21 protein-coding genes and 1 pseudogene are annotated in these 26,296 nt (G+C 55.7%); 11 read left to right on the top strand and 11 right to left on the bottom strand.

Annotated features, from left to right (window positions below):
• Positions 1–55: 55 nt before the first annotated feature.
• From ACWHYZ_RS17580 to ACWHYZ_RS17565, 4 genes are all read right to left on the bottom strand, one after another.
• Positions 56–1,198 carry an ABC transporter permease gene (locus ACWHYZ_RS17580; RefSeq protein WP_447983976.1) on the bottom strand — a complete coding sequence of 381 codons (1,143 nt, stop codon included), beginning with the start codon at positions 1,196–1,198 and terminating at the stop codon, positions 56–58.
• Positions 1,195–2,121, bottom strand: coding sequence for an ABC transporter ATP-binding protein (locus tag ACWHYZ_RS17575; protein ID WP_447983975.1), 927 nt, complete (start codon positions 2,119–2,121; stop codon positions 1,195–1,197). The genes ACWHYZ_RS17580 and ACWHYZ_RS17575 overlap by 4 nt, the downstream gene beginning before the upstream one ends.
• A gap of 3 nt (positions 2,122–2,124) precedes the next feature.
• A complete protein-coding gene (locus ACWHYZ_RS17570; RefSeq protein WP_447983974.1) occupies positions 2,125–3,006 on the bottom strand; it encodes an HlyD family secretion protein in 882 nt (293 codons plus the stop codon).
• Positions 3,007–3,107: 101 nt separating this feature from the next.
• Positions 3,108–3,734 (bottom strand): TetR/AcrR family transcriptional regulator, encoded by a 627-nt coding sequence (locus ACWHYZ_RS17565; protein ID WP_447983973.1) that lies wholly within the window; start codon positions 3,732–3,734, stop codon positions 3,108–3,110.
• A gap of 331 nt (positions 3,735–4,065) precedes the next feature.
• Between ACWHYZ_RS17565 and ACWHYZ_RS17560 the strand changes: the two genes are divergently transcribed.
• Positions 4,066–5,748 carry a DUF3943 domain-containing protein gene (locus ACWHYZ_RS17560; RefSeq protein ID WP_447983972.1) on the top strand — a complete coding sequence of 561 codons (1,683 nt, stop codon included), beginning with the start codon at positions 4,066–4,068 and terminating at the stop codon, positions 5,746–5,748.
• Between the two features lie 15 nt (positions 5,749–5,763).
• Here the strand turns inward: ACWHYZ_RS17560 and ACWHYZ_RS17555 are convergent, their stop codons facing one another.
• The 3 genes from ACWHYZ_RS17555 to ACWHYZ_RS17545 form a co-directional block, all read right to left on the bottom strand.
• Positions 5,764–6,138, bottom strand: coding sequence for a DUF2784 domain-containing protein (locus ACWHYZ_RS17555; protein ID WP_447983971.1), 375 nt, complete (start codon positions 6,136–6,138; stop codon positions 5,764–5,766).
• Positions 6,139–6,811: 673 nt separating this feature from the next.
• Positions 6,812–7,237: a PH domain-containing protein gene (locus tag ACWHYZ_RS17550; protein WP_447983970.1), complete on the bottom strand. Its 426-nt coding sequence runs from the start codon at positions 7,235–7,237 to the stop codon at positions 6,812–6,814.
• Positions 7,238–7,354: 117 nt separating this feature from the next.
• The gene (locus tag ACWHYZ_RS17545) at positions 7,355–8,158 is read right to left on the bottom strand and encodes a ribonuclease H-like domain-containing protein (protein WP_447983969.1); all 804 of its coding nucleotides are present in this window, start codon (positions 8,156–8,158) and stop codon (positions 7,355–7,357) included.
• Between the two features lie 634 nt (positions 8,159–8,792).
• On the opposite strand from ACWHYZ_RS17545, the gene ACWHYZ_RS17540 reads away from it, so the two are divergent.
• Together ACWHYZ_RS17540 and ACWHYZ_RS17535 are read left to right on the top strand one after the other, a co-directional pair.
• Positions 8,793–9,548: an FKBP-type peptidyl-prolyl cis-trans isomerase gene (locus ACWHYZ_RS17540; RefSeq protein ID WP_447983968.1), complete on the top strand. Its 756-nt coding sequence runs from the start codon at positions 8,793–8,795 to the stop codon at positions 9,546–9,548.
• Positions 9,549–9,722: 174 nt separating this feature from the next.
• A complete protein-coding gene (locus ACWHYZ_RS17535) occupies positions 9,723–10,520 on the top strand; it encodes a class I SAM-dependent methyltransferase (RefSeq protein WP_447983967.1) in 798 nt (265 codons plus the stop codon).
• Between the two features lie 313 nt (positions 10,521–10,833).
• On the opposite strand, the gene ACWHYZ_RS17530 is transcribed toward ACWHYZ_RS17535, so the two are convergent.
• Both ACWHYZ_RS17530 and ACWHYZ_RS17525 read right to left on the bottom strand, forming a co-directional pair.
• A complete protein-coding gene (locus ACWHYZ_RS17530) occupies positions 10,834–11,184 on the bottom strand; it encodes a hypothetical protein (protein WP_447983966.1) in 351 nt (116 codons plus the stop codon).
• Positions 11,185–11,344: 160 nt separating this feature from the next.
• Complete coding sequence (locus tag ACWHYZ_RS17525; protein WP_447983965.1) at positions 11,345–11,659, bottom strand: GYD domain-containing protein; 315 nt, start codon at positions 11,657–11,659, stop codon at positions 11,345–11,347.
• Positions 11,660–12,243: 584 nt separating this feature from the next.
• On the opposite strand from ACWHYZ_RS17525, the gene ACWHYZ_RS17520 reads away from it, so the two are divergent.
• A complete protein-coding gene (locus ACWHYZ_RS17520; RefSeq protein WP_447983964.1) occupies positions 12,244–12,813 on the top strand; it encodes a hypothetical protein in 570 nt (189 codons plus the stop codon).
• Between the two features lie 301 nt (positions 12,814–13,114).
• Here ACWHYZ_RS17520 and ACWHYZ_RS17515 read toward each other — a convergent pair whose 3' ends face one another.
• Both ACWHYZ_RS17515 and ACWHYZ_RS17510 read right to left on the bottom strand, forming a co-directional pair.
• Entirely contained in the window at positions 13,115–15,379 is a 2,265-nt protein-coding gene (locus ACWHYZ_RS17515; RefSeq protein WP_447983963.1) for a response regulator, read from the bottom strand.
• A 304-nt stretch (positions 15,380–15,683) separates the two neighbouring features.
• On the bottom strand, positions 15,684–16,043 hold the full coding sequence (locus ACWHYZ_RS17510; RefSeq protein WP_447983962.1) for a hypothetical protein: 360 nt from the start codon (positions 16,041–16,043) through the stop codon (positions 15,684–15,686).
• A gap of 1,293 nt (positions 16,044–17,336) precedes the next feature.
• Between ACWHYZ_RS17510 and ACWHYZ_RS17505 the strand changes: the two genes are divergently transcribed.
• The 7 genes and pseudogenes from ACWHYZ_RS17505 to ACWHYZ_RS17475 all read left to right on the top strand — a co-directional run bounded on the left by ACWHYZ_RS17505 (position 17,337) and on the right by ACWHYZ_RS17475 (position 26,279).
• Positions 17,337–17,771 carry a GAF domain-containing protein gene (locus ACWHYZ_RS17505; RefSeq protein ID WP_447983961.1) on the top strand — a complete coding sequence of 145 codons (435 nt, stop codon included), beginning with the start codon at positions 17,337–17,339 and terminating at the stop codon, positions 17,769–17,771.
• Positions 17,680–18,128 (top strand): annotated as a pseudogene (locus ACWHYZ_RS17500) (sigma-54 factor interaction domain-containing protein). The gene ACWHYZ_RS17505 and the pseudogene ACWHYZ_RS17500 overlap by 92 nt, the downstream one beginning before the upstream one ends.
• The gene (locus ACWHYZ_RS17495; RefSeq protein ID WP_447983960.1) at positions 18,055–18,648 is read left to right on the top strand and encodes a sigma 54-interacting transcriptional regulator; all 594 of its coding nucleotides are present in this window, start codon (positions 18,055–18,057) and stop codon (positions 18,646–18,648) included. The pseudogene ACWHYZ_RS17500 and the gene ACWHYZ_RS17495 overlap by 74 nt, the downstream one beginning before the upstream one ends.
• A 278-nt stretch (positions 18,649–18,926) precedes the next feature.
• A complete protein-coding gene (gene glgP / locus ACWHYZ_RS17490) occupies positions 18,927–21,449 on the top strand; it encodes an alpha-glucan family phosphorylase (RefSeq protein ID WP_447983959.1) in 2,523 nt (840 codons plus the stop codon).
• Between the two features lie 26 nt (positions 21,450–21,475).
• On the top strand, positions 21,476–22,024 hold the full coding sequence (locus tag ACWHYZ_RS17485) for a QcrA and Rieske domain-containing protein (RefSeq protein WP_447983958.1): 549 nt from the start codon (positions 21,476–21,478) through the stop codon (positions 22,022–22,024).
• A gap of 3 nt (positions 22,025–22,027) precedes the next feature.
• Positions 22,028–23,371 (top strand): cytochrome b N-terminal domain-containing protein, encoded by a 1,344-nt coding sequence (locus ACWHYZ_RS17480; RefSeq protein ID WP_447983957.1) that lies wholly within the window; start codon positions 22,028–22,030, stop codon positions 23,369–23,371.
• Positions 23,372–23,432: 61 nt separating this feature from the next.
• Entirely contained in the window at positions 23,433–26,279 is a 2,847-nt protein-coding gene (locus ACWHYZ_RS17475; protein WP_447983956.1) for a bifunctional transaldolase/phosoglucose isomerase, read from the top strand.
• Positions 26,280–26,296: the final 17 nt, after the last annotated feature.

Genomic DNA, 26,296 nt, shown 5'->3' with positions numbered 1-26,296 from the left:
TTAGAGGGCGACTCCTCAATGCATCGTCTGTAGACTCGTTGGTTGATCGCTGCCCCTAATCCAGTGTCTGGCGGTAGCGTTTCACGCCGATGGTCAGCGCCACGGCTGTGAAGAGCGCGATCTGCCACAGTTGGAGCGCCACGTCTTCGAGCCCGTTGCCTTTGAGCAAAATACCGCGGACGATTCGAAGAAAATGCGTGAGAGGAAAGAGTTCTCCCACCGTCTGGGCCCACTGCGGCATGCCGCGGAAAGGAAACATAAATCCGGAAAGTAAAAGCGACGGCAGGAAGAAAAAAAACGACATCTGCATGGCTTGAAGCTGGTTCTGGGCCACGGTCGAAAAGGTAATGCCCATGGCAAGGTTGGCGGCAATGAAGACAAGGGCCACCACGAGCAGAAGGCCGAGATTGCCGACCATCGGCACATGGAATAAAAAGTACGAGGCGATGAGAATAAGCGACACCTGCACGTAACCGACGAAGATATAGGGAATGATCTTACCAATCAGCACTTCGAGCGGGCGCGTGGGCATGGAGAGAAGATTTTCCATGGTGCCGCGCTCGCGCTCACGCGTAATGGCCAGGCCGGTAATCATCACCATCGTCATCGTCAGCACAACGCCCATGAGACCGGGCACGATGTTGTATTGCGTGATGGCTTCCGGATTGTATCGCGCATGGACACGCAGATCGATGGGATCGCTGTCGGCAGCCAGGAAGGAGAGAGGTCCTTTGAAATCATGGCGAAGGGCGGTATTCAACACGGTCCGCAACGACCCGATGGCATTGCTTGTGGCGGCAGGATCAGTGGCGTCCGCTTCGAGTAGAATGGCCGGCCTGTTGCCCCGCAGCAAATCCCGGCTGAAATTCTCGGGGATATTAATCACGAACTGCACGTTGCCGCGTGCCATGACGGCATGCCCCTCCGATTCGGTCTTGATCAGCCGGACGAGATCGAAGTATCCGCTGTTCTGAATACCGTACAGCAATGTCCGGCCTTGGGCCCCCTGGTCAGCCAACAGTACGGCAGCCGGCAAATGTTTCGGATCGGAATTGATGGCGAAGCCAAAGAGAATCAGTTGAATCATCGGAATGCCGATCATCATGCCGAACGTCAGGCGATCACGGCGCATCTGGACGAACTCCTTGACCACGATCGCCCAACATCGGGCCAATGAAAATCGCTGGTGCTCCTTCATACCGGTGCCCCTTCCCGTGACGTCTCGATCAAATGGATGAACACATCCTCCAGTCCGGGCTCGATCCGGCGCCAGACATAAGGCTCGGTGCGAAACGGTGCGATGACCTGCTCGAGCGCGGCCGGGTCATCTCCGCTCACATGAAGCGTGCTACCAAAAGAGACCGCCTGCTTGACGCCTGGGCGTGCGCGAAGTTGCTCGGCCAGCCTATGCAAATCCGGCCCACCGACCGACCATGTTGTGAGGTGTGCGTGATGGATCACCTCGGTCACCGTGCCGAAGGTCAGCAGACGCGCGTTGGAGATGAATGCGAGACGATGACAGCGTTCGGCTTCATCCATGTAGTGAGTGGTAATGAGAAAGGTCAAACCCTGCGCGGCCAGTTGATGGATCTCCTCCCAAAAGTCTCGCCGTGCTTTCGGGTCCACGCCTGCCGTCGGCTCATCGAGCAGCAGCAGCTTCGGTTGGTGAAGCATGCAGGCAGCAAGGGCGAGGCGTTGTTTCCATCCGCCCGAGAGCTGGCCGGCGAGCTGATTGCGTCGCTCGATCAGACCTAGACGCTCGATCGTCTCCTGCACCGCTTGATGCCGGTTCGGCATGGAATACATGCGCGCGACGAAGTCCAGGTTTTCACTAATGCTCAAATCTTCATAAAAGCTGAAGCGCTGCGTCATATAACCCACCTGGCGCTTGATCGCTTCGCTCTGGGTGATGACGTCATAGCCGAGGCACGTGCCGCTCCCTTCGTCCGGACGGAGAAGGCCGCAGAGCATGCGGATAAACGTCGTTTTGCCGCTTCCGTTAGGGCCAAGAAAGCCGCACACTTCTCCCGTGCGAACCTGCAAGTCGACATGGTCAACCGCGAGGCGGTCGCCGAAACGTTTGGTCATGCCCCGTACGTTGATGGCGAGATCGTTCGGCATGGATCAGAAGTCTAAATGAACGTCTACCGGCTGACCGGGGTGCAGGTTCACCGAGGTGGCCGGATCAAACACGGCTTCAATCATGAAAACCAGCTTGCTGCGGCTCTCGTTACTATAAATCACCGGCGGGGTATATTCCGCCTGCGGAGAGATGTAACTGACGGTCCCGACGATCGGATGATCCGTGCCGTCCACACTGACGTGTACGCTATCACCCGGATGAATGGTGCCGATTTTCGTTTCGGGGACAAACGCGCGCACCTTGATGTTCCCGGGCGGGAGCAACACCACGACAGGGCGCCCGGCAGCAACCCATTCCCCCTCGCGATAGACGGTATCAAAGACCAATCCGGCTTGTGGCGCACTTTGACGTTTTTGCGAAAGATCCCACTCCGCCTTGATCAACGCTGCTTCCAGGGCACGTAGGTTGGCTTCCGCTGCGGCAATTTGATCGCTCCGAGAGCCGAGTTGCGCGGTTTTCAAATCGGCTTCGAGTTCAGTGACGCGCTGACGCGCCTGATCCCTAACCGCACGCGCGCGAAGAAATTCCAGCTCCGCCGTGGCCCCAGGAATCCTCATGAGGTTTTCCTGCCGGACAAACTCCTTCTCAGCCAGAATAAGCGCGGCTCGTGCCTGGTTCAGTTGTGCTTCGATGGCCTTGATTTCTGACGGACGCTTGCCTTTTCTTGCGTCTTCTACATTCGCGCGACCCTGCGCGAGCCGGCGCTCGGCTTCATCTCTGCCGGCTTGTTCCGGCGTATCGTCGAGCGCGAACAGCAGGTCACCTGGGTTCACCTGCATGCCTCGTTGGACACGCAGCGATTGCAGTGTTCCGGACAACGGCGAAGCCACATAGACAAATTCTCCTTCAACGTAACCTTGCACCTGATTTGAGTCCGGGCGGCTACAGCTTATCAAGAGACAGATTGAGATCAGCGCCGTGCTGAATCCACGTCTCACCGTCATTGGTGCAGCCCACAGCTTCGTCATAGTGTCGGTCTACCTGCGTTGGTGAGTGCGCCCTGTAGAATCACCGTGATGATGGCGGAAAAGCCGCTCTTCGGTGTGAGGTTGAGTTCGGCCATCTTCGGCGGATTCAAGATCGTCTGCGTGGCCCCGAGGAGGATTTCGATGATGAGTCGGGTCGGAATGTCTTTACGGATGATCCCCGCGCGTCGGCCCTGTTCAAAGAGCTTGCCGAAGTGCCGTTGAATGACATCTCGGCGGCGACATTCGACCAACTGAAATATTTCCGGAGCCTCCCGTTGGATGTCACGGACAAACGTGGGCTGAATTTCTTGTGTGTGGTCCTGCACGCAGGCCAGCAGCTGATGCAAGGCGGCCGCGACATCGCCGCAATTGGCCATGATCTGTTGAAGATCGGCCTCGATGTCATCGAATTTCTTGAGAAGGACACCTTTCAGCAATTCGAGTTTGCTCGGAAAGCATGCGTACAGTGTTTTTTTGCTCATCCCGAGTTCTTCCGCAAGATCATCCATGGTGACGCGGCGAAATCCATGGGACAAGAAATGGCGTCGCGCGGCGGTGAGAATCCGTTGTGATGTGGAGCTCTGCTCGGGTGCTTTCGGTGGAGATCTCTTAGTTCGACGCATAGAAGGAGTATACCTTGGAAACGATTACAGTACTATAAGTTTCCAAAGGCGGTAGCTTCTAAGTGACGCATGCTAGGCTGGCGGCCGGAAGTCTATCGGGTCAAGTTCCAAGGAGACACAAAGGAATCGGTTTGCGCCGGGATAATATGTAAGCATGATACTGATAGCAATGTAATGTAGGTCAATGCATGATTACACTTACTGAGAGTGCCGGGTGTCGGCATTCTCGTTTTTCGATTGGACCTTTCAAAGACATTGGCTGGCGAAAGGAACACAGAGTGACGGATTTTATATTGAAGCAACCATGGGATTTGTACATGGGAGTGTGCTTATGAACAGACATGGGGATAGTCCGTCATTACGTCGAGATTCTCTCGATCAGCGGCATCCCAAGATCGACCTGTCGGGAGTCGCCGAGGCTCGACCCCACGGCGTGCAGCAGAGGCATGCCGTTCCTCGTCCTCTCGCATTCCAATCCCTGGTTCTCACGGGTGTCCTCGCGCTTGTATGTATGGGAGTGACTTCCAGTTCTGCTACGGAGCCGGTTGCTGCATCGTTCGATGCAGTTTCGCCAGAGGCCCACGGGCCTGACCTTTCGGGAGACCTGCGTGCGAGGACGCTGGAAGTGGCCGACGCGCGCACGCTGGAGGCGTCATCTGAAGCTGCTCCGGCGCCGGCCGCGTCCGAAGCACCTAAGTTTGCCCTGTCCTGGGAGATGAGGCCCGGCAGGAGCTATCTCATCCCGGCGCTTGAGATCCCGGCCTACCTCTTTCTTCTGAATCTGTACGATCGGCATTTCACGGAGCCAAAGGATGATTACCGTACGACGGGGAACACGATTGGCACGCATTTAACTGATTCGAAGTGGGTCCTCGACAACGACCAGTTCTCCATCAACCAGTTCCTGCATCCCTATAGTGGGACGATATACTATGGCTTGGCCCGATCAGCCGGCCTGAATTTTTGGGAATCATTTCTCTATGCCGGCGCCGGCAGTTTTCTCTGGGAAATCGGAGGCGAGAAAACGCCGCCGTCCATCAACGATCAAATTACGACGACCTTCGGTGGGACGTTCCTCGGCGAGCCGCTCTTCCGAATGGCCAATCTGCTGCTGGAGAGTGACGATGACGGCAAGCCGGGCTTTTGGCGAGAACTAGCAGCTGCCGTCATCTCCCCACCCACAGGGTTTAATCGCCTTGCTTTTGGCAACCGATTCGACGGCGTCTATCCGAGCCACAACCCGGCGACCTTCATGCGCCTACAAATTGGCGGGACGCTGACCTCCAGTAGCCACAACGTTTCCTCCTCCGTCAAAGAGCACGGGGCCATCGGGGACTTTACCTTTACCTATGGGCTCCCGGGAAAGCCGGGCTATACCTACACACGACCGTTCGACTACTTTGATTTCCATTTTACCGGTGTCACGGCCAATACGATCGAAAGCATTGATACGCGCGGGATTCTAATCGGTACCAGCTACGCGTCCGGTGATGCCACGCGCGGTATCTGGGGTCTCTACGGAAGCTACGACTATATCGCGCCACAAATCTTTCGCGTTTCAACGACCGCGCTCTCACTGGGTACCACTTGGCAGACGTGGCTTTCGGAAAACGTGGCGCTCCAGGGGACCGCCCTCGGTGGTGCCGGCTACGGTGCGGCCGGCAGCATTCAGCGGACGGGTGAGCGGGATTATCACTATGGCGCCACTCCGCAGGCCCTTCTCTCGCTGCGTCTCATTCTTGGCGATAGGGCAATGGTGGACCTCACTGGACGTGAATACTATGTCACCGGTCTGCTCTCGACCGAGCCCCACGGACGGGAAAACATCATGCGAGCGGATGGCTCCTTCACGTTGCGGATCTTCGATCGTCATGGCGTTGCCATCCGATATGTGGTGTCCCATCGGGATGCGAGCTATCCTAACGTCGAGTTTCGGAATCAGACGGTCGGGACGGTTAGTCTCATGTATGTTTTGCTTGGGAAAAGCGGATTTGGAGCCGTGGAGTGGCGCTGAAGAAGTGCTGATCGCTCAAAGGCTTGGTGTGTTGAATTGACGTCGCCAGAGACAGCTGTAGAGAATGCCGTTGACTGCCACGACGAATAATCCAAGCGTCACCTGCAGGTCGTGGGTCAGGCCTGCCGGGTATAGTACCGGAAGGAGGTACTGTGCGATGAAGTCACCGCCATAGCCCGAATCGGCGCCGTTGAGCCGCAACGATACTTCCAGTGGCGTGAGGGGACAGATCCATCCGGTGAATTCCACTGTCGCCCCCCATGTTGCGGCGGGAAGGTGCACCCATGCGATGTGCGGCCATCTCAAGACCAAGAAGCCGCCAAAGACCACGAAGAGGATGAAGCCGAGATGGAGAAGCATCACGCTATCGGCCAAGAGTTGTGACCACATATCCGTTAGTCTGGATGAAAAGACGGAGTGGAGGCAAGTCATCCCGGTGATGGGAAATTGTTGATGATGCTTGTTACTCTTGGTGCTGATCCAGCTCAACACCATATTGAGACATCGGGCATTGAGTACAATGGTTAATATAAGCGCAGGAATTGTTGCCCTGGGAGTAACTTAAACATTCGAAAAGTCCCACCGGATAGTACGACGAAGCTTGGGGTGCAAGGTTCGAGATGGCAAAGATAGCCAGGCGCACTAGAAGCACGAAACGCAATCTATTGTCGCGTGTTCCCGACCTAAGAAAGGCCGACGATTCGCTGAACGCAACAGTTTTATTAAAAGAGCTGGCCACGGCCGCTGAACAATACGTGAACAAGGCACCGAAGCAACAACGGCTGGCAGCGGACCGCCAGAGGCTCCTCGATCTGCTAACCCGGGTTCAGCTATTCCTGTCCGTGGACAAGTCTACGCACAAGAACCGCCAATTCACTAGCTCTTCCTCGTCGCCTGCCCTTGAACCTCGAGGAGATGCAGAAAGTCGGTGAGGAAACTTACTTCCCGCCGGTTGTGGGTGAAGAGACGAGAAACGCCGTGAAATGTGTTGCCCGGCAGCTACCGGAGGCGGGCCCCATCGCGAGCTTATGCACGCCGACGACGGCCCAGGAAAAGGAGGCCCCTATGAGGAAGGGTACCGTGTAAAATTCGGGCGTTGTCGATCCAGCCGTTCTTCCAACTCACCTTCTTGCTCTTGAAACGCCTTCCGAAACGCCAACGGATGCGCAATCCGATCGAACGTCTCTCGTGTTCCCCCGGTTCCGATAACTGTGATCGTCCCATATCGTAGAATACGGCCGAGGAGGGATTGGTCGACGTTCACCGATTCGATCTTGTGAAGATTGAGTTCAAGGACGCGCCTGGAGATCCATCCGATTTTCATGATGACGCGCTTGTCCGTGACCGCAAATTCGCTCGTCCAGTAATCGATCATCGGAAGGATTCCCAGCGTCAAGAGTGAACGCCAGGATATGAAGAGAATCCAGTGCGGCTTCGCCTGATACACTACGGTCTCGCCACGGATCAAATTGGCATCAATATACGCCACGATCTTCCTCCTTGAATTTCCTCCTTACACTCTTAGCGAGAGCCTGACCACGCCAGAAATCGGATTGCCTACTGGTCGGCACCATGGCGCACGGCTCGAGCAAACCTGAGCCGCGGGTCAGGGCTGCCGGATAGTAAACCGGGGGAGCTCTGACTCCGGTCGGCATTGCTGGACAAGCCGACAGTAGAGGAGATCTGCAAGCGGCTGGAGATTCACACAGTCGGCTTCGTTGTAAGCCAGCAACAGTTCGAGTGCCGCGGTATCTCGGCTGTGTCTCCATCGTGTCCACATCCGGACTGCATCCCAGCCATCCATACCCTGTAGTGCGCCTTCTCGTTCAATGCCCACCATACGTTCGATCTGCTTCAATCCGCCGCGAAGGCCCAGTTGTTTGGCCGCAAAGCACAGATCAAGATGCGGTTGGTCGATACGAAGCCGAGGAAACATGGCTTGGAGATATGGCAAATCAAACCCGGATCCAAAAAACGTCACGACTAAGTCGTATTGCGACACTTCTTCGCAGAGCCGCGCTTCGCTGAGTGTATCGCCCCGGACAAGGCTTACCATGCGCCCGTTTCCGAACAGACCTACCACCGTGACCTCGCCATAGGGGCCACCGGCCGTTTCGATATCAAGAAAGACCGCCCGGTGCCGCAGCCATTCATACAGGCGCCATTGGTCCCGCGCTTTTAAGCAGGAGGCAAAAAATCGTGGATTATCGAGCGTGTGTTGGTCGAGGGCCAGCTGGACGTCCATATCATAGAGCGCTTTACGGCCGGCGGTGATACCCCGGATACATGATTGCTGCAGGAACTCCTGCCAAGTGTGAATGCCTTGGTCCCAGAGACGCCGCTCGGTGGTGCGACCGATTCCCTTGAGAAAAAGAAAGGTGGATTCAATCATGGGTTTGAAGTGGGTCAATCATACCGCATTCGGCACCAATCAGTCAGGCATGGAAGAACTTTGTGTAGAACCGTACGTCAGCGACGTGACTACGCAATGATCCGAGCCCGTACGTAGCCTATGCACATGAAGTTTTTTTAGGTTTTTTTTGAAAGCATAATTCCGATACTTTGACGAAAAGCACAAAATATAGTGGCTCACAACGTTGAAAACACAATGATTAAATAATAGGCAAGGCGCTCGGAGGTTTGTGAAAGGCGGAGTTGAGAGACTGGGAGAGCCACTTATCCACATCTTTTCCTCTAAAAAGCTAAATGATTAAAGTGTTGACAAGCGGGGAAAACCTTACAGCGGCAACGCTCGGCAGTCGTCATCTTCACGTGTAGACCCGCGTCGCTGAATGGCCGCTCTGAGCGTTTCGGCGTCCACCAAAGCATAGCCCTCCATAGGCGCACACGGAGATGGATTGACGTTTACCAAAATGGTATACCAGGCGGTTTCATAGAACTCCGTCTGACGTGGGCTAGGCTTTTATTCCTTACTTTCTCTTCCTGTAGTACCACGCTAAGGCTCATACCGGCGGACATACGAGGTAGGGAGGCGATGACCGATAATTAAATGACATACACCACCATTAGCCAGGAGGGGCCCCATGCCACATCCACGGTTCTGGCTGCCATTTGTCATGGCTTGCTCAGTGTTTGCTACGTCGGCTTTTGCCGGGCCGGATCAATCTTCGCCGATCAGTGTGGGAGACAAGGTCACGATCACCTTTAATCTTTTGGTCCCTGAAACCCGCTTCGCTATTAAGGATAATGTCAGTGAATACGTCCCCGGAGACAATCAACTGGTGCCGGGGTTAGAACGGCAGTTGATGGGATTGAAAGCTGGTGAACAGAAGCATGTCGAGTTAGCACCGGAGGAGGGGTTTGGCACGTACCAGCCGGATAAGAGAATGACGGTATCTCGCGATCGCATCCCTGAGAACGCTAAGATCGGGGATGTTTACAAAACGGAACATGGCCAACCGTTTATGATCCAGGAACTTTCCGGCGACAAGGCGGTGGTCGATTTTAATCATCCGCTCGCGGGAAAACGCGTAGTGTTCGATGTTCTGGTATTGAAAGTCGATCATCAGGGGAGTGACTCCCAGAGCAGCGTCCAACAGAGCGAACACGCGCAGGCACCCGAAGGCGCAACCATCACCACATTCACCGGAGCGACGGTGGAAAAAGTGGATCAGCAGTCGCAAAAATTGGGCGTTCGCACTCAGCAAGGAGAGAATTGGTCGTTAGAGGTGACGAACAACGATCTCTTGAACGACTTGCATGAAGGGGATCGAGTCAGTTTAGAATTGAACAGCGACGATCGTATAAAAAATGTCATCAAGACGGAAGGAAGTAAGTGATAGGAGTGCGATACGAACGGTGCTGTGACCGCTGAATGTGGCTACTGCATACGATAATGGTTGCGTCTCAGCGCCGCTGGTGAAGGCTCTTGCGGCATCAGCCATCACCGGCGGCGTCCGGCCGTGAAGACTTTGTTGCTGCCCGCCGGCCGTCACGCATGATAGAAGAGTGTCGTGACCTCACGTTGGCCTCTTCCACCACACGACTATTGGTCCACTCCGTTTGCCGAGGCATTGCTGCATGAGTTGGATCTCTTTCCAGGCGCGAGCATCATGGATATAGCGTGTGGCGATGGTTTGCCTGCATTTCATCTCGCTGAACGAGTCGGTCCTTGCGGACGCGTGTTGGGAATCGACTTTAACGAACGTCTGGTCTCGAGGGCGCGAGCGATTCAAGGCCTGCATCTTCCTTGGTTGCGGTTCGAGTGTCTTGACATGCGCGCGTTACCGTCCCGTCTCGAGACTTTTGATCGCATTACCGGAAATCTATCCGTCATGTTCTTACGTCCCAATCGCTTGGAAGCCCTTCGAAACCTCGTGGGCCATCTAAGGCCGGGTGGCCAATTAGTCCTGACGTTTCCTTCTCTTGGTACGTTTGATTCACTCTGGCGCCGGATCGATCGTGAAATGGCTACACGACACCTAACGGTAGAGCGAGGACGACTGGCAGCCTATGTCGCCGAGCGGCCATCGGCCGAAGACAGTCGCGAATGGCTGAAGGCACTGGGGTTGGAACGGATCGAGGTGGCTGAATGGCCCCTTGAGATCAAAACTGGATCAGGCGAGATGTTGTTGCATCATCCGCTCTTGCGTGGAGGCTTTCTCGATGATGCGTATGAATGCTTCGATGATCCGCATCTGGCCGATCAGGTGATGAATGCTGTGGCTAATGATGTGCCGAGTTTTAAGCCATTGATAGCACAACGGTGCGTCATGTCGGCGTGGAAGAAGAAAGTAGAAGAAGCGGTCTGATCGCAGAGCGCGCACGACTTCACTCGCCCACCTCGGCTGCGCCCAGACGCGTCCTTCCGGAGAGAATGTGCTGGCACCTACGTTCAGTGAAGGACGATCAGGCCACCCTGAAGGTGGAGAAGTAGGGGAATAGGGGTGGCCTTATATGGATGGTTCCTTCCTTCGATGAGAAAACAAGAAGCGCGGCAGAAAACCCTAATCTCCGCGCTGCGAACGCCTTGCCGGCGATATCGCTCTCCGGCGCATGAGGAAAGCCAATCCCCCAAATAGTCCGATGAAAAATGCCAAGCGATACACCAGGGCCTCCCACGCTTCAGCGAGCTGTGCCGCTGCCATCCATTTTCTTGTCCTTCCTTTGGGTCTGGGTCTCTTGAGCATCATGTGGTCCAAGATGACTATCGCGGCCACCGGTTAGATCAGCGCCGGTATTGCCGGATTGCTTATCGTTTCGACTCTCCGATCTCTGTGGAGCCATGGGTTGCTTGTTAATGAGATCCTGACCTTGTTGTGTTTTATCAGAGCGTTGCTGCTGGAATGTCTGCACATCTTGTTTACCGCCCCCACCACTTCCCGAACTGCCACCCTCGCCGAAGGCAAGGGTACTGAGTGCGATTACACCGAGGAGTGATAACGCGCCACCGCCAAATTTTGCTGTGATTGTCATGACAGCTCCCTTGTTTGTTTCCGGGTCAAGCCCCCGCTACAGAATCATACAATGATCTGCAGGCCACATCTGTCAGCGGAACCGATGCGCCAACTAAGAGAAGTACCTTCAAGGCAGCCGCTCGAAGTGCCGGCCCTATCGTTCTTGGCATCGCCGTCCGCTATGTCTTGGATTTAGACGCCCATGTTTCCTGGAGCAATTCTCGCCATTCAGTACGGGTCAGCGCCGGCATGGTCTCGATTTTGATATGCCCAATCGAGGCATTCAGTAAGGCCGCTTTCATCGCGGTTCTATTGTCGGGAAATTCAAGGATCGCGACCACATCATACTCACCAAGACAGTAATAGGCGTCGACGAGCCGACCTCCCAGTGATTCAATATTGCGCTGCACCATATCGGAGCGGGAGACGCCTTGATCCTTCATCGTGGTGACGCCCTCGGCACTGAACGATATAAGACTTACATAGATCGGCATGGCTGCCTCCTTTGAGAATGATCGTGGTTCGGGAACGATACGGATTGCTCGTAGCAGTTCCAACGAATTAGTTCTATAAGGGGATTCTGAGAAATGACGTAGGCTGGTCGCGGGCAGCAACCGAACAGGCGGTCCGACTGGTAGTTGATGTAGTCCCTCAGCGTCCGTTTCTCAAATTATGGTTTTTCATTCCAAAAGAATCGACGGACCCTTGGGGGATTCAGACGCGTTATACCAGCGTTCAGAAACGTGGTTGTAGCTAAATAAGTAGGCTAACAGCTCTTTGAGGGGATTGGACGAGAGTAATAGCATGCGCTCGCTTGCTCTTCTCATGACAAGCGGACTGCCTTTGTGCTGGTGCGAGACGCCAAATGCGTATCGCACCTCGCGACGCTGACGCCGAAAGACGTCCGGTCCCCTCAATACGCTAACCTATCGTGCCTCCTTTGCTTTGCTACTGCCTCCGCGATTTAGTTCCGTCACAAGCGCGTCGGGCGCTGTCTATGGTTCCCGTGCGCGAAGGAAGGTCTCGACTTAGTAGTGACGGTCATTGACGGCGGTGTAAAGTCATAGTAACGTACTTCATGGAGAGCCTACGAAGTACTACCCCACCTAAGAACAGCCGCCGTGTTGTCCTGCTGTCTATTGTCGTTCTTACGATCGGGGGCACGGCCATCCTGGACTTCCTTACGCCGGTCGGAATTGTCGGCGGGATGCTTTATGGTGGCCCTATCTATCTCACCGGCTTCCTTTCCTACACAGACGACACGAAACAGCGATTGGTGGTGGCTGTCGCCGTTCTATGCACTATGCTCACCATCCTGGCCTATTTTCTTTCACCACAGGGCGGCGTCCCGGCGATAGCTCTCGGTAATCATGTCATTGCTGTGGCATCGATGTGGACAGCGGCAGTTTTGGCCCTGATTCACATCCGTCTCGTCGCCGAGAACGCAGAACTGCGCGAGCTATTACCCATCTGTTCCTACTGCAAACAAATACGTGACGATGACGGCGCCTGGCACAAATTGGAAACCTATCTCCATCGGCATGCCGGCGTCGAATTCAGCCATGGAATGTGTCCATCCTGCCTGGAACACTACCTTGAGGATTTAGACGAAAATCCTCCTCAAACAGAAGTGATGCGCCAATCCTAGCTCTGGGTATTGTCCGCCTTCCACAACACGATCATGCGATATCGAACAGCCTATCCGGTGGTCTCATCTTTATTCTGCAATTGATGCACACTGCCAGGGTAGGATCAATTTCAGTTTCTGGCTCGAGCAGTCGGCGTGAGGAGGGCAAGCGAGAAGGTCCGGAAGGTTCTGCCTTGCTACAGACGTCTCGATTACTTAGGCACGCGCTTCGAACCGTGGCTTTTAGCTAGGTACTTCCTTCACCTTGCAGTGAAAGTGTTATCACGCGCACTGGCATCTCAGCATCGCAGATCTCTCGCCCTCATGTACGTTTGGCCGCCTGGCGAATGGTTGATGATAGGGTGTCGAACGATTCGCCTTTCGAGAGGAAGGCACATGCGCCTGCTTCATTCATCAGCTTACGCATCTTGTCTTCTTTGAGGAAGGTCAATCCAACGACTTGAATCTCCGGCCATTCCGTTTTAATTTTCTTTGTCGCTTCAATGCCGTTCACCTGGGGCATATTGATGTCCATGAGAATGACTGACGGCCGTAGCGTTTTCGCCAGCTCGATTGCGGCCATGCCGTCGGATGCTTCACCGACCACCATCATGTCGGGCTGGGCGTTGATGACACTGCTCAAACCTTCCCGCATCATCCTATGATCATCGGCCAATAACACTCTGATTTGGAGCTCGACCCGCTCAGATACGCCCTCACCGATGGTCAACCCTTTCGTGAATGGCTTTACCGCATGCGACCCGGACCGGCCACTGCTTAACGCATCCGGATGGAGCGGGATGACGACTTTGATCGATGTGCCCTTATGGGCGGCAGAAGTGATCTCAAGACGGCCGCCGAGCAACTCTAACCGCTCGCGAAGGCTGAAGAGGCCGAAGCCACCGTCCTGTGAGGGGCGACGAATGCTGGAAGGATCGAAGCCTATGCCCCAATCCCGAACAGTGGCTTCAATGTGATCTTCGGTTCGCTGCAGGGAAACACGGGCCTCTTTGCTTCTGGCGTGCTTGAGGACGTTGTAGAGCAATTCCTGGATGGATTGGTACATGAGCATGACGATTTCATGGGGCAGCATTTCGTGAGGCCCCTCGTCGTTGATCGTGACGGTCAACCCATGCCGCTCCATCTTCTCACATACCCATGAGACGGCCATTGACAAATCCGTCGCATCGCCCAATAAGGCCGGATGCAGATCGCTCATCAACGTCCTCGTGTAGGTGAGCGCATCTTCGACATAGGCTTTGGCTTCGCACAGAACCCGCCCGGCTTCTTCGCGCCTCGTCACCCGCTGGGCTTTCTCCAGCTTCATCTTGCTGAGGACCAACAGTTGGGCCAGATCGTCATGGAGTTGTGTCGCCAGCTCTTGACGAAGTCTCTCCTCCGTCCGACTCAGTTCGAGTGCCAGTGCCCGGAGTTCTTGCTGCTTCATGACGAGCGCCTTCGTTTGTTCCGCCACTTGTGTTTGCAAGGTCGCGTTGAGCTCCATTAACGCCTGCTCCGCTTGTGTTCGTTCAATGATTTCAAGCGATTTCAGCTCATTGAGCGCTTGCAATGTCTTATTCGCCGTGTCGATTGCCGCCGACTGTGCTTTGACATCGACCTCAAATGTTTGGGAGAGATGCTCCACGGTCGCCTGTGCCCGCTTTCGGTCGGTGATATCGAGCAAGGTGCACAAGAGCGAAGGCGCGTGCTGAAAGGTCACGGTTTGGATCGACGCGCTCACCCACAACGGTGCTCCATCGGCCTTTTTCAGTTCCAACTCATAGTTTTCGATGTGCTGATGCTGGGAGAGGAGATCAAGGAGCTTCGTTCGATCGTTGATATCCTTGTACAGCTCGCGGGTTGCACATCCCAATAGGGTCTTCATATCGGTATGAAACATGTGGCAACATTGTTCATTGGCATAGAGAATCTGCCCGTCAGCATAGCGTGAGATGATCACCGCCACAGGGCGGACTTCAGCCATAGCCCGGAAGCGCTCTTCGCTTTCTCGGAGGGCGCATTCCACCTTCAGGCGTTCTTCCAGTTCCTGCGCCTTTTCTGCGGCGCGACATTCCGCCGCTTCTTTGGCTCTCTTGAGCTCTTCATAGAGCTCGATATTCGCAATGGCAACCGCTGCTGAATCTGCGAGAGCTTGGAGCAGTTCAACTTCATCAGGCGTCGCCTGATGCTCCGTGGCCCAGTAGGCCCCGATTGCGCCGATAGGATCGCTGCGACGTATGGGGACTATCAAGAGACTTTTCACAAAGGTCGGACGGTAGGCCTCGACAGGGACACGCTCATCGCGATACACATCCGGTATTGCCACGGTTTGCCGGTGCAGGATGCTCCAACCGGAGATACAGCTATTCGCCGGAAATCGCCGCCCCTTCCACAAGGGGGAAATCGCCTGCTCGTCCGCGTAGTAGACCTGCTCGCCTTCTCGGAGCACAAAGGTCACCCCCTCCGCATGAATGAGCCTTCCTGCGAATTGGCTAACGACCCGCATGATAGAACGAAGGTCGTGGGATGAGGCCAGATTATGAATCGCCTCAACGAGAGTCTGAGCAGCGGGAGTACCGGCGAGCACCGTGATTGCCTCCTAGTCGGCGCTCTACCAGTACCCTAAAAGGACCTGGATGGTCTAGGGATAATGCGGCCTTTTTAGCGTAGGCCCGAGGCGGACGCGTCCCTTAGGATTACACATTGTATTAGGCCCGATGAGATGGAAAGGATAGACCATAAACGAGGATGACGCGGCAAAGCATGGAACAAAGGCAGTCACGGATCCACCTAACGACATGATTAGATAAATGGTTACTCTAAAGTCATTCAGATCACCATGGAAATGGCCTTACGGTCTTGGGCCCAACTTGGTTCAGTCAACGGTGCGGTTAGCCGTGGCCCTTGCCATAGAGCGTACGATAGACCTCCCATTCCTGGCGTAATTCCTCCTCTAACTCGGAGAGGTGCTCGGACAGGCTTGTCATCTGCCGATTGGCTTCATCCAGATCCACCTGGTAGCTCTCACGCTCCTTAGGCGATAAGCCTGGATGCCGGAGTCTGGTCTGAAGATCCTGAACTCGCGCGAGAGCCTCCTGGCGTTTTTGGTAGGCGAGTACAACGCGTGCATTCAATCGATCCACGTCTTGCCGCGCCCGTGCCTTAGCCAGCATCCCAGGCGAGAGAGGCGGGGGCGTGCTGCATCCCATACCGAGAAGCAGACAAAGGAGCATGATCCAAGAGATTTGCATGGCGGTTCATTGTGACACTCGTGTTCAATTCCGAACAAGGCGGGGAAACACGTATGACGGTGAAAGCGGCACTAAGTCGATGAACTCATCGTCCGTTTACTACAAGTCCTCCGTCGTAATGATTTTGGTGCGTCCACGGAGCAAGCGACCACACCGGCATTCATCGGGACACTTGATAAACCGCAACATCTGGCTCGCCCGAGGACACCACACCCTGTAGCTTCCCTCGAATTGAAAGATGACGTGCTCGTATTCCTCTGCGACTATCACGGCGCTATTGTGCAATGGAGACGAACTGATGCGAAAGAGTACAAATGACTCTGAGTCTCTTGGTACTTGTATTGACCCTTTACATAGCAAGGGCAATGTGTCCCTGAGCAGTCTTCGCGTGGAACACGCTTTTTATGACGATGCGTCGGTTGTTCGAACCTGCGGCAACATCAATATGAAGTTCATCAAGAGCCCCGATTGTCGGGTGAGACGGGGCAGAGGTGCGATACTCGGAAAATGCGTTAACAGGTTTGTTGCTGCTTCTCCAACATCCCGGATACGTACTGCACCTGTGAGTGATTTCAACTCCGGATCGAGTCGAAAGCCTCGCCGGCAGCTGCATAGCTCTTCACACGCAAATGCGCCACACCGCAGCCATGCTGCCGGTAATTGATTATCCTTCAACCAACATGGTGAACGAAGCCAAGGATCCAAAGCCACACCTTGTAAAGAAAGGTGCGATTGCGCCCAGTCGGCACACATCACTTCCGCCCGTTTTCATTCCCTGCTGAGTGTATTCGTGAGGCGCGCTGGCAGATATCACTAGCGGAGTATTGCGGACAAGTCTTACGGAAGCCTCACGCGAGGCAAGCCTTCGTCTACGTATACGTCATTGGGCATAACCATTGCTTGGTACTACGACGCGGTACATGCCTTATCTGAGAGGAACCTTTCATGCCGAGAGGAAAGCTCTCCCTTGTTTACTGATTCACCAATTCAGAGGATGTCCGATCCTGAAGGAACGTCTTCATTCGTGAACACAGTCCGCGATGTGATTCCGATCGATCTACGCTACCGCACGTTGCTGGAGGTCTCGCATGTTCTTAATTCGCCGCGCCATATGGAAAGTTTCTGGCACACCTTTACGGAGGGCATCAGGACGGTGATTCCATGGGAGCGCGCTGGCTTGGTGCTCTATAAACAGGGGGGCGATTCGTTCCGGTTTCATGCATTGAAGAGGAGCTTGCCAAAGCTGGTGCTCCAGCCCAGTACGATCCTTCCGCGGGCAGGGACAGTTGTGGGGTGGTATATGACTATCGACAACCGCACATTCGGCCTCGTTTCCAACAAGAGCAAATCTTCCTGGAAGATCAGTTTTATGTGCAAGAGGGACTGGGGCGGATGGTTAATCTGCCGCTTCTAGCACAAGGGCGTTGCCTAGGTACGCTGAATCTTGGCAGCGTGCAGTCCGGTGAGCCAACTGCTGAGGACCTGGAATTCTTACGGCACCTTGCCACGCAGATCGCGATCTCGGTCGACAATGTACGAGCGTATGAGCAGATCAACCGGTTGCGGGAACAATTGGTTCAGGAAGAGACATCTCTCCCTGGGGAAAAACACTTTGGCCAACAGTTCAGTGCCATGCATGTTGGTGGGGAAACGTGCGAGCTTTCTGCAGGCGCTTTCGCTCGCCGATCGCGTTGGGCCGACGACAAGCACCGTGCTGATCACAGGTGAAACGGGAACTGGTAAAGAACTGTTCGCCCGGGCCGTTCACGAAGGGAGTACGCGTCGAACCAAACCCTTCGTACGGATCAACTGTTCAGCATTGCCGATGGGATTGATTGAAAACGAACTCTTCGGTCATGAGAGAGGGGCCTTTACTGGTGCCAATCAGCGGCGGCAGGGGCGATTTGAACTGGCTCATGGCGGCACACTTTTTCTCGATGAGATTGGCGACATGCAGCACAAGCCAAGCTCCTTCGGGTATTGGAAGACGGTGAAGTGACTCGGGTAGGAGGTGAAGCCCCGATCAAAGCCGGACGTACGAGCCATCGCGGCGACGAATGCCGATCTGGCGACACGCATCCGTGATGGCCGGTTTCGATCCGACCTCTATTACCGCCTCTGCGTATTTCCTATCATGCTTCCGCCCCTACGTGACCGTCCCGATGATATTTTGCTGCTTGCCCGGCATTTTCTTGAATGCTACTGCGCGAAATTCACACGATCGTGTCTGGCATTTGATGATGCCGCAATGCAACGTTTAGTTCGTTATTCCTGGCCCGGCAATGTGCGTGAACTTCAGAATGCCATTGAGCGAGCGGTCCTGCTGGCGCGTTCTCACATCGTGACCATCGACGAACAGGTCTTGCTTCCCCGATCCGACTCTGTCGACAACATGGTGACGTCACATATCGGGGCACGCGGAGAGATGCTCGTTAACCTGCAGCAGGCGGAACGTACGCGTATTCTGCGCGTGCTCGAACTGACTGATTGGCGCATTCACGGAGCGGGGGGTGCGGCCGCCCATCTCGGCTTTAATCCCAGTACGCTGCGCAGCCGTATGAAGAAACTTGGGCTGAGTCGACCCACCCATTTCGCCTCGGCCTGACTGCGTACGTCATCCATCGTGACTATTCACCATTTTCGTGAGAGGGCAACCAGCCTCACGACTGTGCGTTCGCATAGGCCTTTGCGCCGTCCATTGCCCAACATCGTCGATCCGCTTGAATCGCAAAAGACTTCGCGCTCGGTGCTGACAATCCTCGGTACGAAAAAGAAGTGGCACCAGATTTGTGTATAGGTAAAAACAGGGACACAGTGGCGACGGTAACAAAAGGTCGCTGGAGCAATCGATCTGTAGTATTGGCAGCGCCATAGGAGGAAACGATGAATCACAACAGATCCGTCATCTTACGTACTGTGCCGAAAGAGCTGGAGGCCCTGGCTGCGTTAGCGCTGGATCTTCGATGGACCTGGAGTCATTCAAGCGACCGACTGTGGGAACGGCTGGATCAGGACATCTGGAAGCGCACGCATAACCCCCGAGCCGTGTTGCAATGCGTTCCGCAGACACGGCTTGAAGCACTCGCCGCTGATCCGGAGTTCAAAAAGGAGTTGAAGGAGCTTGAGAGGGCACGCCAGCTGGCTCTCGAGCAGCCCGGATGGTTCCGTCAACACCATCCGCGTCAGGCTTTAGGCCAAATCGCCTATTTCAGTATGGAATTCGGCTTTGGAGAGGCGCTGCCACTCTACGCAGGCGGTTTGGGCATCTTAGCCGGCGACATGCTGAAGACGGCCAGTGATTTGGATGTCCCCATCATTGGGGTCGGGTTGCTCTACCAAGAGGGGTATTTTCGCCAAAGTCTGGATGTGAACGGATGGCAGATCGAAGCGTATCCCTACAATGATCCCATCAGTCTGCCGATTCAGCCCGTCATGCCATCGAAGGGCGAGTGGTTGCGAATTCCGTTGGAGCTCCCGGGTCGCACGCTGGTTCTTCGCATCTGGCAAGTCCAGATTGGCCGGGTCACTCTCTATCTGCTCGATAGCAACGATCCGCTGAACAGTGCGATTGACCGTGGCATTACCAGTAAACTCTATGACGCGCGGCCCGAGATCCGCCTCATGCAAGAAATGACACTCGGAATCGGCGGATGGCGCGTGCTCGAGGCGCTGGGGATCGGCGCAGAAATTTGCCATCTGAACGAAGGCCATGCCGCCTTTGCTGTGCTGGAACGAGCCCGGCAGGTCATGGAAAACACCGACTGCTCCTTTCGACAGGCGCTCTGGGCTACCCGCGCCGGCAATGTCTTCACGACCCACACGCCGGTGGCCGCCGGGTTTGATTCCTTCGCGCCAGAGGTCATCAGCCGCTTCATGCAGGAGTATGTGAGGCAACTCAACCTCTCGATGGACGAATTCATCGCCCTTGGCCAGTCCGATCCAGGCCATCCGGAGGCTGCGTTTACCATGGCGACACTCGCGATGCGTGCCAGTTCTGTCGTCAATGGGGTGAGTCTCCTGCATGGGACCGTGAGCCGGCGCCTGTTTCAACCCCTGTTTCCACGCTGGCCGGAAGACGAGGTGCCGGTCAGCTATGTGACGAACGGCATTCATGTGCCCTCGTGGGATTCGAAATGGACCGATACGCTGTGGACTCAGGCCGGAGGCAAGGAGCGGTGGCTAGGCAGCCTGGACAGCCTCGCCAAAGCCGCTCAAGACTTTCCGGACCGGGAACTCTGGCGTATTCGATGTCAGGGCCGGGCCTCGCTCGTCAGCCATGCACGGCAGCGGCTCATCTCTCAATCTCGTGGGCTCGGGAGTGATGCTGGGTCCGCCGAAGACATTCAGGAGGTGCTCGATCCCGATATCTTAACCCTCGGCTTTGCCCGGCGGTTTACCGCCTACAAACGGCCCACCTTGCTGCTCCATGATCCGGAGCGGCTCGTCAAGCTGCTGACACATTCGGAGCATCCGATCCAACTCATCGTAGCTGGAAAGGCGCATCCCCACGACGAACAAGGAAAACGGCTCATCCAGGAGTTTGTCCGCTTTGCACGCGGGGCTCGAGTGCGGAAGCGGGTGATCTTTTTAGAAGACTACGAGGTCACCCTGGCTCAAGCTCTCGTGCAGGGCATCGATGTCTGGCTCAATACTCCCAGACGACCGTGGGAAGCCTGCGGGACGAGTGGCATGAAGGTACTCGCCAACGGGGGACTCAATCTGTCCGCCCTCGACGGGTGGTGGGCGGAAGCCTATAGCCCTGAGGTCGGATGGGCCATCGGAGAGAGGCTGGAGCATTCGGAGCCGGCGCGGGATGCGGTGGAAGCAGCGCAGCTGTACGACCTGTTGGAGCAGCACGTTGTGCCGGAGTTTTACGAGCGTGATGGCCGGGGTATCCCGGCTCGGTGGGTGGCTCGGATCCGCGCCAGCATGGCCACACTCACCGGCCAGTTTAGTAGCAATCGCATGCTGCGGGAATACGTGCACTCAGTCTACCTCCCGGCCGCTCAGCGGGTTCGGCGAAGAATGGCCCATGGCAGCCGCCTTGCTGGCGAGCTGACGGCCTGGCAACAAGCGCTCGAGCAACACTGGTCGAGCCTTCGCTTTGGAGAGGTGCACGTACAGCGCGAGGGAGATGACTGGAGTTTTCAGGTGCGAGTGCATCTGGCCCAGCTCGACCCCCGCTGTGTGCGCGTGGAGCTGTATGCCGATTCAATGAATGGTGAGCCACCCACCTCGGAGCCGCTCGTCCAAAGTGACATCCACGATGTCGAGCCTGGCTGGGCCCTGTATCGAGGGAACGTTCGAGCCAATCGGCCGGCCTTTCACTTCACGCCACGTCTGATCCCGTCGCATCCAGAGGCGGCCATTCCGCTGGAGGATCAGCATATCTTGTGGAAGCAATAACTCGAATCAACGAGTAGGACGCGACTATGCATCAGCTCTCAACCCCCGAGACTCCCGGGCCAGCTCTTGTTGAATACTCCGTCCATCGGCGCAAGTTCTTTCGTCGAATGATGCGATTCTGTGCCGGTGTCATCAGCGCGGGCCTCGCCATTCCCCTTCTGGGATATGTCATCTCACCTGCGTTCAAGCGACGCGAACAACCATGGGTGGACATTGGGCGGCTCGACGGCTTGTCAATCGGCGAACCCAAACAGCTGGATTATCTCCAAACCATTCAGGATGGCTGGATGACCACAAAAGTGCATAAGGCGGTGTGGGCGATTAAACAAGCTGACGGTCATCTCACCGTCTTCTCCCCACTCTGCCCGCATTTAGGCTGTGGGTATCGCTGGGACGGACAAGACCGGGAATTCAAATGTCCCTGTCACGGCAGTGTGTACAGCCCGAACGGGCACGTCCTCGGTGGTCCGGCTCCTCGTCCACTAGACGAGCTACCCGTGAAAGTCGAGGAGGGGCATGTCTATGTGATCTACAAAGAGTTCAAAGCAGGTCTCTCTCAGCGCGTTGAGGTTTAACTGATGGCATCACGCCTTTACGGCTGGCTGGATGTCCGACTCAAGCTCAACCCCATCCGTCGGACCTTGCTGGACGAGCCCATCCCTGGCGGCGCCAGTTGGATCTATGTCTTTGGATCGGCCACGCTCTTTCTGCTGGGCCTGCAAGCGATCACCGGAATGTTTCTCGCGCTCTACTATGCCCCCACCCCCGATCATGCCTATGACAGCGTGCGATTCATCGACACTCAAGTCACGTTTGGTGCCTTCGTCCGAGGCCTTCACCATTGGGGCGCTTCGGCTATGGTGGTCGCCATCGGCCTCCATATGCTGCAGACCTTTCTGTATGGTGCGTATAAGCCGCCTCGTGAAGCTATGTGGATGGTTGGAGTGGTGTTGTTCCTCCTCGTGATGGGATTTGCCTTCACCGGCTATCTGCTGCCTTGGGACCAGAACGCTTACTGGGCCACACAAATCGGCATCAATATGGTGGGGACCGTTCCGGTCGCCGGAGATATTCTTGTGCGCGTACTTCGCGGTGGAGAGGCTCTCGGAGCGCTGACCCTTTCCAGATTCTTTGCCGTTCACGTGTTGTTTCTTCCGGCATGCCTCATCACAGGCGTGGTTCTGCATCTCTTTATTCTCCGTCGCGTCGGGCCTGCCGGCCCATGGGACGAGGTTCGAGCACGCCGTCGCCGTGAAGCCTTTTACCCTCGACAAGTCTATCTCGATGCCCTCGTCATGCTCATGATCTTTGCCCTTGTTGCGGCACTGGCAATGACGATTTCTTTTCCGCTCGCAGATAAGGCCAATCCATCGGACACGACCTTTGTACCTGTTCCCGAATGGTACTTCCTCTTTTATTACCAACTCCTCAAATATGCGCATGGCCCCTTAGAGCCTGTCGCCACCTGGATTCTTCCGGCACTGTTTTTTGCCGGTCTCTTTCTCTTGCCGTTTCTCGATCGGACATCGACTCGCCGCCTTGCCGATCGTCCCGTCACCCTGGCGGCCGGAGGGCTCTTCCTGACAATGGTATTGGGGCTGTTAGCGATCTCGCTCCATGATCTCTATGCAATCCCTCGTACCGATCCAGTCATCGCGCATGGCAAAGCGCTCGTGGCTCATTTCAATTGCAGTGGATGCCACCGGATTCATGGCGAAGGTGCAGCGATTGGTCCGGACCTTTCCTATGAGGGCGATAGCCGTCCCGATCGAGACTGGCACTATCGGCATTTCCGCGATCCGCAATTCGTGACTCCGGGATCCATTATGCCCAAGTTCCCGCTGACGGATCAGGAACTCCATGACCTCACCAGCTATATCGTGAGCTTGAAGCGAGACGGTCCGGCAAGAACCACAGAATGAGTCGTAGCAGGAGACGCTGCAAATAAGGCGTTCACACTAACACAGGAGGAAGGGAGATTGTATGGGACAGACAGCAGGACAAACGGTCAATCCGCTGCTTCAACTTCTCCAATACGGCCAAAGCCCCTGGTATGACTATATCCGCCGAGGTCTTCTGACTTCCGGCGAACTGCATCGGCTCATCACGCATGATGGCCTCAGGGGCGTGACCTCGAATCCGTCGATTTTCGAGAAAGCGATCGCGGGCAGCACCGATTATCAGCAGTCTCTCTGCCAACTTGCTCAGGAACTCACCAACGCCAAACAATGTTATGAGGCGCTCGCCATCCGCGATGTGCAGGATGCGGCCGATCTACTCTATCCGGTGTATGAAGCGACCTCTGGACGTGACGGCTATGTCAGTCTAGAAGTCGATCCAGAGTTGGCGTTCAACACTGCCGGAACCATTGAAGAAGCACTGCGTCTCCACCATGCGGTCGGCCGTAAAAATGTCATGATCAAGGTGCCCGCGACGCCGGAGGGGATTCTTGGCGTCGAAGCGCTCATCAGTCAGGGAATCAACGTCAACGTCACTCTCCTATTCAGCGTCGAAGTCTATGAAAGGGTGGCATGGGCCTACATCCGGGGGCTGGCGGCCCGTGTGGAACGAGGCGACCGTCTGCAGAACGTGGCCTCTGTTGCGAGTTTCTTCGTGAGCCGGATTGACACGGTCATTGATCAACTCCTGGAGGCACGCATTAGAACAGCCCCTGACTCCGTGAAGAAGGTGGCACACACCCTTATCGGAAGAGTTGCGATCGCCAATGCGAAACTCGCCTATCGCTCATTCCAACACATCTGTACCAGTCCTCAGTTCCGGGCCCTCAAAGCCAAGGGAGCGCAGGTCCAGCGGCTGCTGTGGGCCAGCACCGGCACGAAAAATCCACGCTATTCCGATACCTACTACGTCGAAGAGCTGATCGGACCAGATACCGTCAATACGATACCGGCAGCGACCTTCACGGCCTTCAGAGATCACGGCAAGGTCCGTCCTAGTCTCATGGAAGGCGTGACCGAGGCAGAAGATCTTCTCAAAAAGCTGCCTCACTGTGACATTGATCTGACATCGGTCACCCAGAAGCTGTTACTCGATGGCACGGCCCTCTTCCAAGCGGCATTTACGCAGCTCACCACAGCCATCAGCCAGAGGCGAACCGAATGCCTCGGGGCGAAGCTCGATAGCTCCACATTTGCCATTGGTGCTCGGCAAACTCAGGTCACCACCACGCTGCAAAACCTTCATCAAACAGGATTCGTGCGCCGACTATGGGCGAAGGATCCGACGCTGTGGAGCAGAGAGCCCAAGCATCAGGCAACCATCCAAAATGCCCTTGGCTGGCTTCATGTCATGGAGCAGCAGGTTCATCAACTTGACCAGATACATGCTTGCGTCGCGTCGGTCCGCAAAGCGGGGTTCACGCATGCCCTGCTGCTTGGCATGGGGGGCAGCAGTCTCTGTCCCGAGGTCTTCCGCCTCATCTTCGGCCTGCTTCCCGGCTATCCTGAACTTGTGGTTCTCGACAGTACTATTCCAGCCCAAATCCGTGCGATCGAGGCGCGTATTAATTTAGACCGGACGCTCTTCTTGGTCTCCAGCAAATCCGGCTCCACGATCGAACCGCTCCTGCTGTTTCGATATTTTTATGATCGGGTTCAGCAGCGAAAAGGGGAACTGGCAGGACAGCAGTTCATCGCCATCACGGACCCTGGATCACCACTCGAAACAGTCGCCCATGGCTGTCACTTTCGACACGTCTTTCCTGGTGTGCCTGACATCGGTGGCCGTTATTCTGCGCTGTCCAATTTCGGCATTGTCCCGGGCGCCATCATGGGAGTGAATGTTGAGCACCTGCTGCGCCGTGCAGAGCGGATGCGCCACAGCTGTGATGCCTGTATTCCGCCCCATGACAACCCAGGTGTGGCCTTGGGAGTCACGCTCGCTGAGCTGGCTCAAGACGGTCGCGATAAACTGACCCTGCTCACGTCCCCATCCCTTCATCCGCTCGGTGCATGGATTGAACAACTGCTTGCCGAAAGCACCGGCAAAGAGGGCAAAGGCCTGATCCCCATTCATGATGAACCTCTTGGAACCCCGAAGCAGTATGGCCAGGACCGGGTGTTCGTGTATCTCCACCATCGTGGCGATCTCGTTTCATCCGATCCGACCACGGCCCTCTCCGCCGAGGGCTATCCCATCATTCGTATCGACGTCCCGGATCTCGTGAATCTTGGAGAGGAATTTTTCCGCTGGGAAATGGCGACAGCGGTGGCTGGGGCTCTGCTCCAACTCAACGCCTTTGACCAGCCGAATGTTCAGGAGAGCAAAGACAACACCTCATTTCTGCTCGAGTCTTATCTGAAAAGCGGCGCCTTACCGGCCGATGAGCCCTCTCTCACTCAGGAGGAACTCCAATTGTACGTCGATCCGGTCAATGCCCAGGACCTCAGTCAGGGGTCGATCAAGCAGGTGTTATCGGGTCATTTGGCCCGAATCCGCCCCGGTGATTATGTCGCCATCAACGCGTACCTTCCTCCTACCGATCGTATCCATCACACGTTGCAAGAGATACGAGTACGCATCAGAGATCGCTACCGGGTCGCCACGACGCTTGGCTATGGGCCTCGGTTTTTGCACTCCACGGGACAACTGCACAAAGGAGGGCCCAACACCGGCGTCTTTGTCCATCTCACGGCAGACGATGACGAAGATCTTAAGATACCGGGCGAACCCTATACCTTTGGGGTGCTGAAGACGGCCCAAGCACAGGGCGACTTCCGTTGTCTGGCGACTCACCGTCGCCGGATTGTTCGTATCCACCTTGGCCGAGATATCCTTGGTGGCCTTCAACGACTCGCGACGTTTCTCTAACCCTCACCGCTACAGAG

The sequence above is a fragment of the Nitrospira sp. Nam74 genome (assembly GCF_965152615.1).
Note: the sequence above shows the minus strand (reverse complement) of the source record. Positions and strands in the feature narration are given on the sequence as shown.